This is a genomic window from Brevibacillus sp., assembly GCF_003521185.1.
Classification (GTDB): domain Bacteria; phylum Bacillota; class Bacilli; order Brevibacillales; family Brevibacillaceae; genus Brevibacillus; species Brevibacillus parabrevis.
Map to the genome: position 1 here is coordinate 43,057 of NZ_DOTK01000060.1, position 14,321 is coordinate 57,377.

The following is a 14,321-nucleotide window of genomic DNA, read 5'->3' on the forward strand; positions in this document are numbered from 1 at the left end:
AAACAATTTCGAATTTATACAATATGGTTATCGAAGACGGAAGGTGGGAGTCATACATGACGACAACGCACAAGAACTACATCAACGGTGAATGGGTGGATAGCCATACCGGACAAGTATTTCCTAGCACGAACCCTGCCAATACGAGCGAGGTGCTCGGCTATTTTCAAAAATCCGATGGACTGGATGCGCGGTCTGCCATCGAAGCGGCAGCACAAGCTTTTCCTGACTGGGCCAAAAAATCGGCTCCGGTGCGCGGAGAGTTTCTGTTTACGCTCATTCGACTGCTGGAAGAGCAGAGAGAAGAACTGGCTGCGATCATTACAAGCGAAGTAGGAAAAACATTGCGGGAAGCGCGGGGCGAGGTGCTCAAGACGATTGCCTCCATGAAGCAGTTGACAGGAGAAGCCACTCGTTTGACGGGGCAAACCGTCCCTTCGTTTGATGAGCGTGTGCTGGGCTACACGGTGCGCGAGCCGATTGGCGTCTTCGCGATTATCGCGCCGTGGAACTTCCCGCTCGGAATCGGCCTGTGGAAAATCGTTCCGGCTATTCTCGCGGGCAACACAGTCGTCTTCAAGCCTGCCAGCAACACCTCCTTGATCAGCGTCAAGCTGACGGAACTCCTGATTGAAAGCGGCGTGCCAAAAGGCGTTGTCAATCTGGTGACTGGTCCTGGCTCGGTAATCGGGGACGAGCTGTCCAATCATCCGCTGATCAAAGGGATTTCGTTTACGGGATCGTCGGAGGTCGGTTTGGCGTTAGGAAAAGCGGTCGGTGCCCGCGGCGGCAAAATTCAGGCGGAAATGGGCGGGAAAAACCCGGCAATCATTTTGGCGGATGCAGATATTGACCTTGCCATCGATTGCATCGTGACCAGCGGCTTTTTTGACAACGGACAGCGGTGCACGGGAACAAGCCGCGTCCTGGTCGTACCGGAAGTGGCGGAGGAAGTGAAGCGCAAGCTGGTGGAGCGCGCACGCAGCCTGAAAGTTGGCAATGGCTTCGATCCGGAAAGCCATAACGGCCCGGTCGTGGACGAGCATCAGCTCAACCTGTATTTGCATTATGTTCAAAAAGGCATCGAGGAAGGCGGCGTGCTGGAATGCGGCGGCCAGCGGCTGACAGACGGAGATTTGGCGAACGGTTACTTCGTCGCTCCAACCGTCTTTACCGGAATCACGCAGGAGATGACGATTGCCAAAGAAGAGATTTTCGCGCCCGTGATCGCGGTCATTGACGTCGATTCGTTCGATCACGCCATGGAAATCGCAAACCAGGTGGAGTTCGGCTTGTCTTCCACGATCTTTACCAACGATCTGCAAAAAGCGTTCCAGTTTGTGAAAGGTATCCAGTCAGGCGTGACGCACGTCAATATGCCGTCTACCCATTTTGAATCGCAATTTCCGTTTGGCGGCAAAAAAATCTCCGGCCTGGGGCCGAGAGAGCAGGGCGAATCCGCGCTCGATTTCTATGTCGAAACGAAGACGGTTTACATCCGGCCATAAGTTCTGGATAGATAGGGGGAAGAGAGATGGAAGCGACGATTGGAGTCATTGGCATCGGCGCAATGGGCAAAGGGATGATCGGCAGCCTGTTGCAAAAAGGCTATCAAGTGTACGCGTATGATCCAAGTCCGGCGGCAAAAGAGTGGGCTGCGGAAAAAGGGGCCGTTGTCGTAGACAGCGTGCAAGCGATAGGGAGCGAGGCAAAGGTTGTTTTCGCCTCGCTGCCTGGCCCTTCTGTCGTGGAGGAGGTCATGCTGGGACAGGCCGGACTTTTTGCCGAGCTTCGCCCAGGCAGCTTCGTCTTTGACACGAGCACGATCGATCCGGCGACGGCCAAACGGTTGAATCAGGCCGGGCTTGAGCGGGGCATTTCCTACTTTGATTGCCCGGTTAGCGGCGGGCCAGCAGGCTCGGCAGCAGGGACCTTGACGATCATGGTCGGGGGAGATGAAAGCAAGCTGCCCGAGATCATGCCGTACTTGCAAGGAATCGGCAAAGAAATTTTTTACCTCGGAGAGTCCGGTTCCGGTCAGGTAGCCAAGTTGTGTCACAACTCTGTCGTCGCTGTCATCACGGCCGCTCTTGGCGAAGCATTCAGTGTAGGGGCAAAAGCAGGAGTGGACCCGCACAAGCTTGCCGCCGTCATCGAGAAAGGCTCCGCCCACAATCGCGTGCTGTCTGTGTTTGGCCCGAATATTTTGTATGGCACGTACGAAAATGCGATCTTTTCGCTCGATCATATGCACAAAGACTTGCAACTGTACGCGGCTGCGGCTCGCGAGCAACACGTTCCCGTCCTCGTCGGCGGCACCGTGGCGCAAATGTATGAAGCAGCCAAGGCGCAAGGGAAAGGCAGCTGGGATTCTTCCGCTGTGTGCACGGTGACGGAAGAGCTGGCTGGTACGACGATCGCCAGATAAAGGTTTTGGCAAAAGCCGATGTTCCCGTTGGAGGGGCGTCGGCTTTTTTGCTGGAATGGCACCGGATGAAAGCAGTACGCCTATTCAGATAAGAAAATACCCCCGGGTGATCCCGAGGGGCGTTGAAGGCAAGTTAGTTAATCCGCAGCTCATCCCATGTCAAAGAAACAGGATAGGAGCCGTTTGGATAGTTGGGAGCTTTTTGCCACATGTAGAACACTACGGTTCGATTTTGGTTGTCGATCCCAATGTCGAGCGTATACCGATAACCTGGAACTTCCCAGCGTTTGACTTCCTGGTTGTTGGAATCAAAGGCGACGACAACCAGTACAAGGTCATTCGTCGAAGGTGTATACGACCAGTACGTATAATCACCGCATTTGATGATGACTGGAGATTGGCTAATCGAAAGTCCAGCAGGTTCCAAAATTTGAGCAGGTCTCATAATCACTTGATAGCTATTCCCGACTTATCCCCTTCTGTGGGTGAGGGTGTTCGTTCGAGCCTACACCGTGCGGGCGACTTTCATCGCACACGGCGTTCCATCAACAGTAAAAGAGAGAAAATGTACAACGGGCTATTCGATTGTACCAATTTTTATGTTTTTGAAGGCCTAACTAAAGTTATAGATTGACGGGATTTCCTCCTCTTTTTTGCATTTCTCCGATTGATATGGATATAGCCGACAAGCTCAATAAAAAAATGGGGGCAGACGTGAGAGATCATTGACATGCTGTTGTCAACATTGGACGTTTACAATTCGGTATAGACAAGGATTCGACGCCCTTATCAGTGGAGAAATCAGAGAAACCCCGGGAGGATCATATGAAGTACGCTTACGTTTACGTGCTGGATACGATGGCAGATTGGGAGCTTGGCTTGGTAATTGCCGAGTTGAACTCGGGTCAATATTTTAAAAACAGGGGGAGCCGTCTTCCTGTCAAAACGGTCGGGGCTTCCAAACGTCCGATCACGACAAAGGGCGGCATGACGGTTGTACCGGATGTGACGGTCGATGAGATCACGCTTAAAACCGCCGCGATCTTGCTCTTGCCGGGAGCAGACCGTTGGAATGATCCCGAGCATGCTCCAATCGTCGAGACAGCAAAACAACTGCTGCATGCAGGCGGCAATGTGGCAGCGATATGTGGAGCGACGGCCGCCCTTGCCAATGCCGGTTTATTGGATAAGCGTAAGCATACGAGCAACAGCTTGGATTATTTGACGATGTTTTGTCCGACATACAAAGGCGCTGCCTTTTATCAGGACGAGCAGATCGTCGTAGACGGCAATCTGATCACGACCAGCGCTGCTGGCAGTCTGCTATTGGCGCGGGAAGTGATTGCGCTGCTCGATCTGTTTAAAAAGGACACGTTGGAGGCGTGGTATCGCTACTTCCAGACTGGCGATGGCCGCTATTTTTATACGATGATGGAGACGATGCAGGAGCAGGAGGGATAGATTAAGCAAAAATGGAAGCAGCCATGAGCGTGGTTCCCTTTTTCGGGGGAAAAGTGCTGATTACAGGCGCTAACCCCCGCTTTTATGAAAAAAGTCGAGACGTTCTCTGCCTTGTATATGGGGCGCTTCTCAGAACAAAACCCGTCCCTCTTGTTCAAGCGGCGGGTTTTGTCGCGGATAGGCAATGCCCAAGTGTTCGCCTGTTCAATATTTCGTCTGGTAATAAAAGATGAAGCAGCACCAGCTGCCTAACTGCACCAGTATGATCATCGCGAGGACAAAAGCAAGCGAGACGCCCGGATTCAAAATGGCAACGGCAAACAGAACGTAGACGGCTGCCAGCGTGATGATCCACGAGGACGATTTTGCCTTCGTGCGGATCAGGTGGTGGCGTTCGTCCAATCCACGCCTTTTCCCGGCCAGTTTGTTGCCCCAATATAGACCGGATAAGCCGATGATCAGCCCGCCAAGCAAACCGAACAAACCGAAATAGGTATCGATCATATATTCTCATCTCCTTCAAAAATAAACAGCTCTTCAATGATGCAGCCGAATACTTGTGCCAGCTTATGCGCGAGGATCAAGGAAGCGTTGTATTTTCCATTTTCCAAAGAAATGATCGTTTGTCGTGAAACACCCACCTTTTCCGATAACGCATCTTGTGACCAGCCTTGCTCCAGACGTCTTTCACGAACGCGATTTTTCATCATACACCACCTGTAAAGCTAACTTTACGTAAAGTGTACTTTACAGGTGGTGGTGTGTCAAGTTAGCTTTACATGGAGTGGGAGCGGCTTTGCACCCAAACGTCAGCTTGCTTGACTGCTCGATGCTTTTTAGCAAAAAAATGACCTGCGCTATGAGCAAGGCAGGTCATTTCTTGCGCGTATGATCGATGTCAAGGCGATGATATACCCAATCATTGGCGAGACGCCGTATCCGATGATCGGTACAGGAAAATTGCCGAAAAGCGCTGTCAGGAAAAGCACAGCAAAATGCACGCCGAGCGCGATGGAAACGATTTTGGCATGCGCAGAATGCAGCAACAGAAAAGGGGCAATCAGTGCGAAAATGGAAAGGACTTCGACAAGCAGCCAAACCATTCCCATGTCAACAACCAGGTACAAAATTTTTTCGACATAGGGAACAGGCAATAAGCGATCGAGATTGATCCGCGATATAACTGCGAAAATAAAGAGCAGGCCCACAACGACAAAACGAAGGATGCTTCGATCTGCTCGACTCCATAAAAGAATAGCCATGGAGACAGTGAAGGCAGTAAGTTGCGAGGCATCTGGTTGCAAAAACAACAGCAAGGACGTTGCTGCCGTCAGCAGAAAGGAAAACCACCAGTTTTCGGCTTTCAATAGTCGCCATAATTGCATAATGAAAAAGGGGATGACGATGCTGGCCACATGAAAACGCAAAGGACCGAGCGCAATCCAGCGGTGCACATTGTCGATGCCGCTGTCCCAGAAGGTTAGCAGCAGGAAAAGAAAGAGCACTGCGATCGTGAGGATAATGTTCCGCGATCGATTTGCATGGGGGTGTCTGTTTCTGGCAAGGATGAGTGCGGATACGCTCCCGCCAATGATGAATACGACTATATTTTGCAGCCATATCGAGGGCGGGACTTCATGCACGCTCATCGCCAAAGCACCAACGAAGGTGGCGGGTAGTAAAACGAGCAATGGCAGGAAAAATAGCAATCTGAATTTCAGTAGGCTCTCTCCCTTTTGTCAATTCTGCGATGAAAATTTGAAAAGCGAATGTATGCTTACTTGTAGCACAATACCATCATCTGGATATCGCGCGGTAGAGGAATCGGGGGAAGAGAGAGAAGGCATACAGTAAAGTTTTTGTTTACATAATATTCATTATGTCAAAATGATTTTGCCAGGAAGAGACGCCGATTCAGACGCATATTACACATTTTTCCATATAGCGGGTAAATAATCGCAATCGCATGTCAAATCTCCCAAAAAGAAAGGGTGCTTTTTCAGCACCCGGGTGGCATTTCTATCGAAGCAGCGGCAAATATCCAGTTCCCTGGTAAGCGAGAGCACTGCCGCAAATCGACATGATCATCACAGCGGTAAAAATCATCGCAACAACCTTTTTCACAAAGATCACCTCCTTTTGACAGGAATAGAAGAGTGAAACAAGCACTCTACTAAAAAGTCGTAAAAGAGAGGGAAAAAATCACCAATTTATGTAAAAAAATTATGTTAATTCCATTTATTTTTTCAAAGAGGCATATAAGCCCAATGAACCAATGCCTGAAATCAGCGCTTTTCTGCGAGTTTTTTGGCTGCTTTCCCGATCACTTGTGCAATGGGTACAGGTCCAACAGAGCGGCTGTCATAGCTGTTCAAGCGATTATCTCCCATCACAAAGGCGGCATCGTTTGGAATCGTGATCGGGCCAAAATCATCTGTAAACGGGATGTTGTCTTCGTGGACAGTCTTTTTGCCCGATGACAAATACGGCTCATCAACCAGCAGGAAAAGCGATAAGAAAAGAGTGATGCTTTTCATGAGAGCCACCTTATGTTTTTCCTCCATCATACTTATAGATGAGATGCCCCAAAAGTACCTTACCCCAGGTTTTGGGCAAGAACGGCGATGGACAGAATCATGCTGATTACGCAACTTTGCTCCGGATAGGAAGTCTAATAGAGGAAAGAGGAGGGAAATCATGGAAGCAGTGAGCTTGAACCAAGTGGAACTCATCTCGGCAATCGGTGACGTTTCTTTTCCGATCGTTATTACCCTAATCGCGATCCCGATTATCGTGAGCAAATTGCGGAACAGATAAATGGCACCTGACGGGGTGCTTTTTCTTTTGCAAGGAGAGGGGGATTCTCTTGATCATAGGAAGAAGAGGCGCGCGTTTTTCTAGCGATCGATATAGCCATGATTCCACAGCGAGAGGACAACATCCATCTGATTGTTGTGGCTTTTCGGAATGTGAAGCGCTTTCCACAACTGGGTTGGTTTTGGTGAAAGAGAAGGGTTTTTCTTTAGCCATTCAACTGCTTGAAGGGCGTAAGCTTTGTTGTCCACTGAGGTTGTGTAACTTCCAGGCTCAATGCCACGAACGAATCCCTCTTCACAAAGTCCGAAAAATGCACTTTTCGGGCAACCCTTTTTCTGACTAGCTGTACCTGCTCCAAACATATGGATAGACGCTCTCTCCCAAGCTTCCAGTGGACTACTGGCTTCTTGGGATTCAACCAGCTTCATGGTCATAAGTGCTGTATCTCCGTATTTTCCCATCATAAAAAACCTCCCGTCTTTACTAACAGCTAGGATGAGCTGCTTCATTACGGACATTGTAAGCAAGAAACGAACCACGATCAATCCTTCTCGCAGAATAATAGATATGAGCTTTCCTCCCCCCATCCATTGACAAAAAAGCCGCGACCTGCCTAGCATAAAGAATCCGAGAAAAAAGGAGACTCCCGCACCATGCAAGACATAGACACAAGCACGCTCGCCCGTTTGTGCCAGGAAAAAGCGGTCTTGGCGCTGTTTGTTTACACACCGATGTGCGGCACTTGCAAGCTGGCGGAGCGGATGCTTTCCGTCATCAGCGCAGCGCGGCCCGAGCTTCCGTTGTACCAGCTCAATATTAATCTGGCTCCGGCATTGGCGGAGCAGTTGCAAATTACCAGCGTTCCCGCATTGTTTGTGTTTCGTGGCGGGTCGGTCGAAAGCAGGCATTATGCCTTGCACTCTGTCGGCTATTTGTACGATGTGCTGAAAACACTCGTCTAGACAAACACCTATCCCCTTCGCCTTGAATAAAAGAAAGAGAGACATTTTGCGAAGGGGGAGGCTCATGCAAATCCATGTAGTGGAAGAAGGACAGACACTGACCGGGATTGCCTCGACGTACGGGACGACTGCCGAGGCGATTGCGAAAGCAAATGAGCTGCCCGATCCAGGCAAGCTTGTCGTGGGACAGGCGATGGTGATTCCGATTGTTGGCAGTTACTACTGGGTCAGGCAGGGAGACACCTTGTACACGATCGGGCAGCGTTATCAGATCAGTGCCGCCGAGCTGGCCCGCGTTAACGGGATATCGCAATACCGCCCGCTGCAAATCGGGCAACGCCTGTACATTCCACCCCGCCCGCGCCGAGCGGCCGATTTCAATGCGTATGTGGAGCCGCGCCAGACAGTGCCGCCAGCCTTGGAAGCCGATGTGCGCACCGCGGCACCGCATTTGACCTATTTGGCGCCGTTCAGCTTTCGGATCAAACGGGATGGCACGCTGGCCCGTCCGACGTTGAACGATTTCCCGGCTATTGCCAAAGAAAACCAGGTCGTCTTGATGCTCGTCGTCACGAACCTGGAGGGCGGGCAGTTCAGCACGGAACTGGGCAGTCTTGTTTTGAATAACCAGGAGCTGCAAAACAAGCTGCTGGACAACATTTTTGCCACCGCGCGCGAGCTGGGTATGGGAGACATCCACTTTGACATGGAGGCGCTTCCGGCCCAGGATCGGGAGGCGTACATCCGGTTTTTGCGCCGCGCACGCGATCGCGCACATGCTCAGGGGATGATGGTTTCCGTCGCTTTGGCGCCAAAGACGAGTGCAGAGCAGCAGGGCAGATGGTATAGTGCGCACGACTATCGGGCGATTGGGGAAATTGCCGATTTCGTCGTGATCATGACGTACGAATGGGGCTACAGCGGCGGACCGCCGATGGCCGTGTCTCCGATTGGCCCGGTGCGGCGGGTTCTCCAGTACGCCATAACGGAAATGCCGGCGGAGAAGATTTTAATGGGACAAAATTTGTACGGCTACGACTGGACGCTGCCTTTCCAGCAAGGGACGACGGCAAAAGCGTTAAGTCCGCAGGCTGCCATCGCGCTGGCGGCGCAGCAAAACGCCGTCATTCGCTACGACTACCGCGCGCAAGCCCCGTTTTTCACTTATATGGATGAAGAAGGCAGGCAGCATGAGGTTTGGTTCGAGGATGCCCGATCTATCCAGGCCAAATTTGATCTCGTCAAACAACTGGGGCTGCGCGGAGTCAGCTACTGGAAGCTTGGCTTGCCGTTTCCGCAGAACTGGCTCCTGATCGAAAGCAACTTCCGGGTCCGCAAGCGGGCGTAGGTGAAAGCGGCTGTCCCAAAAGCGCAGACTAGCTAACGTCAAACAAACAATTGAAACCGTGGATGTATCCACGTTTTTGAAAGACAAAAAGGGCGTCTCTCAGTCGGAAATCGGCTTTTGGGACAGCCCCTTTTTATTGACAAAACGAGATGCAGGGCAGCCGGGGGCAGATGCGCTCAGACGCAGTGGCACAGGACATGCGCCAGCTGGCACTTGTGGCGGCGCGGATACGTTTTCGAAAGGGGATGATCGTGGTATGATGGGAGTAAATACCGGAAAAGGAGAGAAACCATGGGAGAATGCAAACTGGATCACAGCAAAGAGGATGTGCAAAAAAAGCTCGCCGAGCAAGCCCCCTATTTGTCGGAACAGCGGGTCGGACAATTTCAGAGCATGCTTGCAGGCGAGCTTGACCAGGAGCGTTTGAACGAGCTGTTTCACCTGTTGAAAAAATACGACTTGGCAAGCCCCGAGGAACGGCTCGTCCGCGAACAGCAGATGGATCGGCTGTTTGGCTAAAGGAAAAGGCGGCCGTTACACGATCGGTTTGCGGCCCATGAAGCCATCGTGCAAGCCGTGATAGTGCGTGATCGATTCCTCGCCTTCGCGCCAGCACAGCAGCACTTCCTCTCCGTCGATCATCGCTGGAAAGTCAAACAGACCGATATCGATGTCTTTGACCTGGATTCCTTTGGAGATTAATTGGGTGACGTGCATTTTCGCTTCCAATTCGAGAAACTCAAGCTGGCATTCCAGGGAAAAGATCGCCCCTTCATCGAGGGGCTGCTGTTTTTTGAGCTGCTCGCGTTTTTGATACAGTTCATAGAAAGAGCGCTTCGATTTTTGCAAAAAGGATAGCTCTTCGCGTACATATGGCAACAATTCGTTTGCTTCTGCAAGCGTAAACATTTTTTTGTTCAAGGATAACCCCTCCTCGATCTGTATGGTACCAGTATACTAAGAACCCCTGGCGGGAGAAAACGGCCGGAATGCGAAAAAAGCAGTTGTCTTTTCCTTCCGGCGGCAAGGAGCAAACATGGAAGACAGACTTTATTACCAGGATGCGTATACGAGAACGTTTGCGGCACACGTACAAAAGCGCGGTCAGGAAGCAGATGGCACGCCATATGTCGTGTTGAGCCAGACGGCTTTTTACCCGACGGGAGGCGGACAGCCCTCCGATCTCGGCAGCTTGAACGAATGTCGGGTCGTGGATGTGGAGGAAGTAGACGGCGAAGTGCGCCATCGGCTGGAAGTGCCCCTTCCGGAAGAGTGCACGGAAGTAACGGGACAAATCGACTGGGATCGCCGCTTTGATCACATGCAGCAGCATGCCGGGCAGCACATTTTGTCCGCTGCGTTTCTGGAAGTCGCCCAGGCGGAGACGGTTGCGTTTCACTTGGGAAAAGAGCGCGTGACCATCGACGTGCGACTGGATGAGCTGACGGCTGATGTATGGGAAGCTGTCGAGCAGCGAGCCAATCAGGTTGTGCTGGAAAATCATCCGATCATCGCCCGTTTTGTGGACGACGAGGAGCTTGCCAGCTTGCCGTTGAAAAAGCAGCCGACCGTGACAGAAAACGTCCGGGTCGTCATCATCCCCGAATACGACTACAATCCATGCGGGGGAACCCATCCGGCGCGCACGGGTGAAGTGGGCGCCATCAAAATCCTCGGCTGGGAGCGACATCGCGGGAACATCCGCCTGGAATTTATTTGCGGTTTGCGCGCTTTGCGGGATTACACGCGCAAGCAGGCGACTGTCCGCGAACTGGCCAAGCTGCTCGTCACGAGCGAGGCCGAGCTGATCGCCCAGGCGGAGCGTGTTTTGTCCGAGCGCGATTCGCTAAAAGCCAAGCTCGCCGAAGTGGAAAAACAATTGCTTGAGGTCGAGGTGCGAAAACAGCTCGCCACGGCTGAGCGGGAGGGTGGCGCGCGCGTGATCGCCCGTGTGTTCCCGGACAAATCAATCCAGCAATTGCAGCAGTTTGCCCAGTTGATGGTCGCGGAAGCTCCAGATGCCGTCTGCCTGCTCGCGGCTGCAACAGACGACAAAACCCAGCTTGTGTTTGCACGCGGGCAAGAAGTCAATGTCGCCGTGAATCAGCTGATCAAAGACACCTTGCCATTGATTGCCGGAAAAGGCGGCGGCAACCCGGCGATGGCCCAAGGCGGCGGACAGTCCGAGCCGCATGCTGACGAAGTAATTGCCCACGCGCGCAAGCTGCTTGCCCAGCTGCTGGCTTAATACGACGCGCAACCATAACGACAATGCAAGGAGGAGTCTATCATGTTCTGGAATCCCGGAGACAAAGTCCGCGTCAAACAGCGGACAGGAGAATACATCGCCGAAGTGCTGGAAATTCACGATACAAAACTTTTGGTCAAAGTGCTGGCGGTGACGAAGTACCCGCAACAGGGCGATCTGCACACTTCCTATGAAGTAGACGTGCCGCTGTTCCACCAGCGTCCAGCGCTTTCTTATCTGGAAAAATTCATGGCCCCGGTGTCGGCAGTGATGCGTTACAACGGCGAGGTGCCCGAGTACAAAGAATCTGTGCGCATCGCCATGGAGAGCGAGATGGACAAGCTGAGAAAAATGGCGGCTTGGGCACAGCGCTGCCTGACGGAACTGGAAGCAATGCACAAGGAAACCTTTACAAACCCGAAATAGAGTGGTACTGTAATACTCGAACGTAAGACAATTGCATAGGTTTACTACCAAACGGGGGCCGAGCGTCGTTGGCTGAGATTGTAACGAGTGTGTTACTGACCGTTGAACCTGACCTGGGTCATGCCAGCGGAGGAAGAGGTATATGAATCGATTTCACTAGGGCGGTCGTTTGCGAGATTTTTCGCAGAGGATGCGCACCAGTTGATGAGATCAACTCAACCATCCCACGGCGGATGGTTTTTTTATTCCATCTGTCCGTTTGGATACGTATACGGCTTCCACCGTTTGACTGGAGTGACTTCCGGCAGGCGAGGGAAGCCGTTTTTTGTCCCTCGGCAAGTGCCACCAAGAAGGAGGAATACAATGGTTGTTGTGCTGAATGGAAAAACAGCAGAGCTTTCGGCCGAAATCAATACGGTTCGCGCTTTGCTCGCTTCGTATTCCCTGCAAGAGAAAATCGTGGTCGTGGAGCGCAACGGAGAAATTATCGACCGCTCCCTGTATGAACAAACGCCGATTGCCGATGGAGACCGCATCGAAATCGTTCATTTTGTCGGAGGAGGATGATCATCATGGATACTTTGAAAATTGGACCTTACGAGTTTCGCTCCCGTTTGTTGCTCGGGACTGGAAAATTCGCAGACTTGGAAACGCAAGGGAAAGCGGTGGAAGTGTCGGAAGCGGAAATTTTGACGTTCGCCATTCGCCGACTGAATTTGGAAAATCCGCAAGAACCGAACTTTTTGGAACAGCTCGATCTGAAAAAATTCACTCTGCTGCCAAATACAGCAGGAGCCTATACAGCCGAGGAAGCGGTGCGCATCGCCCGCCTGGCGAAAGCGTCCGGCTTGTGCGACATGATCAAGGTAGAGGTCATCGGTGACCCGAAAACATTGCTGCCTGATCCGATCGGCACATTGGAAGCGTCGAAAATTTTGGTCGAGGAAGGCTTCATCGTGTTGACTTACACGAACGACGATCCGATTCTCGCCAAGCGCTTGCAGGATGTAGGCGTTCATGCCGTCATGCCAGGAGCGTCGCCGATCGGTTCTGGCCAGGGAATCGTCAACGAAAACAACTTGCGCTTCATCATCGAGGACGCCAAAGTGCCGATCATCGTCGATGCGGGAATCGGTTCTCCGGCAGATTGCGCGAAAGCAATGGAGCTGGGCGCAGACGGTGTCTTGTTGAATACGGCTGTTGCTCTCGCGGACAATCCGGTTTTGATGGCAGAAGCGATGAAGCTGGGCGTAGAAGCGGGACGCAAAGGCTTTTTGGCAGGACGCATCCCGAAAAAACGTTACGCGCAAGCGAGCAGCCCGGTGGAAGGGATGATTGAGTAGCGTGGATCGTCTGACAGAAGCGGTAGAGTCGATCGCCAATCGCAAGGACGAGCTGTTCGCCCTGTTGGCAAAGCTCGTTTCCCAGCCGACCGTCAGTCCGCCCGCGCGAAACAGCGACGAGGCGCAATCCGTCATCGCAAGCCAGCTTGCAGACATGGGCTTTGCGGTGGATCGCTTCCAGGTTTACCCCGGCGACGACAACGTGGTAGGTCGTCTTTCGGGCCGTGATTCGGCGCGGGCAAACAGCCTGATTGTCAATGGGCATATCGATGTGGCCGAGGTTGGAGACGAAACGGGCTGGACGTATCCGCCCTTTTCGCTGACGCTCGGCGCAGACGGTCGCTTGTACGGACGCGGGGTCGCGGACATGAAGGGCGGGCTCGCTGCGAGTTTGTTCGCCATCCAAATGCTTCGCGAGCATGGCGTCGAGCTGGCAGGCGATCTGCTGTTCCAATCCGTGATCGGAGAGGAAGCCGGAGAGGCGGGGACGCTCGTTGCCATTGAACGCGGCTACCAGGCTGACTACGCAGTCGTCGTCGACACGAGCAACCTGCATATGCAAGGGCAGGGCGGCGTCATCACTGGCTGGATTACGATTGAAAGCCCGACTACGTTGCACGACGGCATGCGGGCACAGACGATCCATGCCGGAGGACGAGTGCGCGGAGCTTCTGCGATTGAGAAAATGATGAAGGTAATCTCGGCTCTGCAAGAGCTGGAGCGCGACTGGGCTGTGATGAAAGCGTATCCCGGTTTTCCTGCCGGCAGCAACACCATCAACCCGGCCGTCATCGAAGGAGGCCGACACGCGGCTTTTATCGCCGACCGTTGCGCCTTGTGGATTACGGTTCACTTTTATCCGAACGAATCATATGAGCAAATGATTGGCGAGATCGAGGATCATATTAGAAGAGCGGCGGCGGCCGATGTGTGGCTGCGGGAACATCCACCCGTGTTTCGCTGGGGCGGTCGCTCCATGATCGAGGAGCGGGGAGAAATTTTCCCTTCCCTGGAGCTGGACGCCAATCATCCGGCACTCGCCCAGTTGCAAGCGGCTTATGAGCGCGAGCTGCACGCGGCCCCCGTCGTGGACATGTCTCCAACGGTCACGGACGCTGGCTGGTTCGCCCATGCCGGAATCCCCGCTGTCCTGTTCGGGCCAGGCGAACTGAAGCATGCGCACGCCGTAGACGAATCGATCGATCCTGACCAGCTCGTCCAGTTTGCCCAGATCATGGCCCGCTTCATCGCCAGTTGGTGCAATACGCCGAAGGAAGCAAAGGAGTGA

At 52.8% G+C, this 14,321-nt stretch carries 18 protein-coding genes and 1 riboswitch; of the genes, 11 read left to right on the forward strand and 7 right to left on the reverse strand.

Annotation, left to right across the window (positions count from 1 at the left end):
• Positions 1 to 56 precede the first annotated feature (56 nt).
• A complete protein-coding gene (locus DEP07_RS18485) occupies positions 57 to 1,508 on the forward strand; it encodes an aldehyde dehydrogenase family protein (RefSeq protein WP_122963307.1) in 1,452 nt (483 codons plus the stop codon).
• A gap of 26 nt (positions 1,509 to 1,534) precedes the next feature.
• Positions 1,535 to 2,428, forward strand: coding sequence for an NAD(P)-dependent oxidoreductase (locus DEP07_RS18490; RefSeq protein WP_287102865.1), 894 nt, complete (start codon positions 1,535 to 1,537; stop codon positions 2,426 to 2,428).
• A 133-nt stretch (positions 2,429 to 2,561) separates the two neighbouring features.
• Here DEP07_RS18490 and DEP07_RS18495 read toward each other — a convergent pair whose 3' ends face one another.
• Complete coding sequence (locus tag DEP07_RS18495) at positions 2,562 to 2,879, reverse strand: hypothetical protein (RefSeq protein WP_141254150.1); 318 nt, start codon at positions 2,877 to 2,879, stop codon at positions 2,562 to 2,564.
• Between the two features lie 374 nt (positions 2,880 to 3,253).
• Between DEP07_RS18495 and DEP07_RS18500 the strand changes: the two genes are divergently transcribed.
• Positions 3,254 to 3,889, forward strand: a complete 636-nt coding sequence (locus tag DEP07_RS18500) for a type 1 glutamine amidotransferase family protein (protein WP_122963304.1) — start codon at positions 3,254 to 3,256, stop codon at positions 3,887 to 3,889.
• Positions 3,890 to 4,093: 204 nt separating this feature from the next.
• On the opposite strand, the gene DEP07_RS18505 is transcribed toward DEP07_RS18500, so the two are convergent.
• The 5 genes from DEP07_RS18505 to DEP07_RS18525 all read right to left on the reverse strand — a co-directional run bounded on the left by DEP07_RS18505 (position 4,094) and on the right by DEP07_RS18525 (position 7,170).
• A complete protein-coding gene (locus DEP07_RS18505; protein ID WP_122963303.1) occupies positions 4,094 to 4,393 on the reverse strand; it encodes a hypothetical protein in 300 nt (99 codons plus the stop codon).
• Entirely contained in the window at positions 4,390 to 4,596 is a 207-nt protein-coding gene (locus tag DEP07_RS18510) for a helix-turn-helix transcriptional regulator (protein ID WP_122963302.1), read from the reverse strand. The genes DEP07_RS18505 and DEP07_RS18510 overlap by 4 nt, the downstream gene beginning before the upstream one ends.
• A gap of 150 nt (positions 4,597 to 4,746) precedes the next feature.
• Positions 4,747 to 5,538, reverse strand: coding sequence for a hypothetical protein (locus DEP07_RS18515; protein WP_280648383.1), 792 nt, complete (start codon positions 5,536 to 5,538; stop codon positions 4,747 to 4,749).
• Between the two features lie 636 nt (positions 5,539 to 6,174).
• Positions 6,175 to 6,426, reverse strand: a complete 252-nt coding sequence (lepB, locus tag DEP07_RS18520) for a signal peptidase I (protein ID WP_229049911.1) — start codon at positions 6,424 to 6,426, stop codon at positions 6,175 to 6,177.
• A 360-nt stretch (positions 6,427 to 6,786) separates the two neighbouring features.
• Entirely contained in the window at positions 6,787 to 7,170 is a 384-nt protein-coding gene (locus tag DEP07_RS18525; protein ID WP_208715194.1) for a DUF6979 family protein, read from the reverse strand.
• A gap of 189 nt (positions 7,171 to 7,359) precedes the next feature.
• Between DEP07_RS18525 and DEP07_RS18530 the strand changes: the two genes are divergently transcribed.
• The 3 genes from DEP07_RS18530 to DEP07_RS18540 all read left to right on the forward strand — a co-directional run bounded on the left by DEP07_RS18530 (position 7,360) and on the right by DEP07_RS18540 (position 9,535).
• On the forward strand, positions 7,360 to 7,668 hold the full coding sequence (locus DEP07_RS18530; RefSeq protein ID WP_280648384.1) for a thioredoxin family protein: 309 nt from the start codon (positions 7,360 to 7,362) through the stop codon (positions 7,666 to 7,668).
• Positions 7,669 to 7,732: 64 nt separating this feature from the next.
• Positions 7,733 to 9,016: a LysM peptidoglycan-binding domain-containing protein gene (locus DEP07_RS18535; protein WP_122963299.1), complete on the forward strand. Its 1,284-nt coding sequence runs from the start codon at positions 7,733 to 7,735 to the stop codon at positions 9,014 to 9,016.
• A gap of 291 nt (positions 9,017 to 9,307) precedes the next feature.
• Positions 9,308 to 9,535, forward strand: coding sequence for a hypothetical protein (locus DEP07_RS18540; protein WP_063231025.1), 228 nt, complete (start codon positions 9,308 to 9,310; stop codon positions 9,533 to 9,535).
• Positions 9,536 to 9,550: 15 nt separating this feature from the next.
• Here the strand turns inward: DEP07_RS18540 and DEP07_RS18545 are convergent, their stop codons facing one another.
• Positions 9,551 to 9,937, reverse strand: coding sequence for a DUF2203 domain-containing protein (locus tag DEP07_RS18545; protein ID WP_063231024.1), 387 nt, complete (start codon positions 9,935 to 9,937; stop codon positions 9,551 to 9,553).
• A gap of 115 nt (positions 9,938 to 10,052) precedes the next feature.
• On the opposite strand from DEP07_RS18545, the gene DEP07_RS18550 reads away from it, so the two are divergent.
• The 5 genes from DEP07_RS18550 to DEP07_RS18570 all read left to right on the forward strand — a co-directional run bounded on the left by DEP07_RS18550 (position 10,053) and on the right by DEP07_RS18570 (position 14,321).
• Positions 10,053 to 11,264, forward strand: coding sequence for an alanyl-tRNA editing protein (locus tag DEP07_RS18550; RefSeq protein ID WP_287102867.1), 1,212 nt, complete (start codon positions 10,053 to 10,055; stop codon positions 11,262 to 11,264).
• A 42-nt stretch (positions 11,265 to 11,306) separates the two neighbouring features.
• On the forward strand, positions 11,307 to 11,690 hold the full coding sequence (gene kapB, locus DEP07_RS18555; protein ID WP_063231022.1) for a sporulation phosphorelay system protein KapB: 384 nt from the start codon (positions 11,307 to 11,309) through the stop codon (positions 11,688 to 11,690).
• Positions 11,691 to 11,731: 41 nt separating this feature from the next.
• A riboswitch (TPP riboswitch) is annotated at positions 11,732 to 11,842 on the forward strand.
• 211 nt (positions 11,843 to 12,053) lie between these two features.
• Positions 12,054 to 12,257 carry a sulfur carrier protein ThiS gene (thiS, locus tag DEP07_RS18560; protein WP_063231021.1) on the forward strand — a complete coding sequence of 68 codons (204 nt, stop codon included), beginning with the start codon at positions 12,054 to 12,056 and terminating at the stop codon, positions 12,255 to 12,257.
• A 5-nt stretch (positions 12,258 to 12,262) separates the two neighbouring features.
• Positions 12,263 to 13,033: a thiazole synthase gene (locus DEP07_RS18565; RefSeq protein WP_122963637.1), complete on the forward strand. Its 771-nt coding sequence runs from the start codon at positions 12,263 to 12,265 to the stop codon at positions 13,031 to 13,033.
• The gene (locus DEP07_RS18570; RefSeq protein ID WP_122963297.1) at positions 13,026 to 14,321 is read left to right on the forward strand and encodes an acetylornithine deacetylase; all 1,296 of its coding nucleotides are present in this window, start codon (positions 13,026 to 13,028) and stop codon (positions 14,319 to 14,321) included. The genes DEP07_RS18565 and DEP07_RS18570 overlap by 8 nt, the downstream gene beginning before the upstream one ends.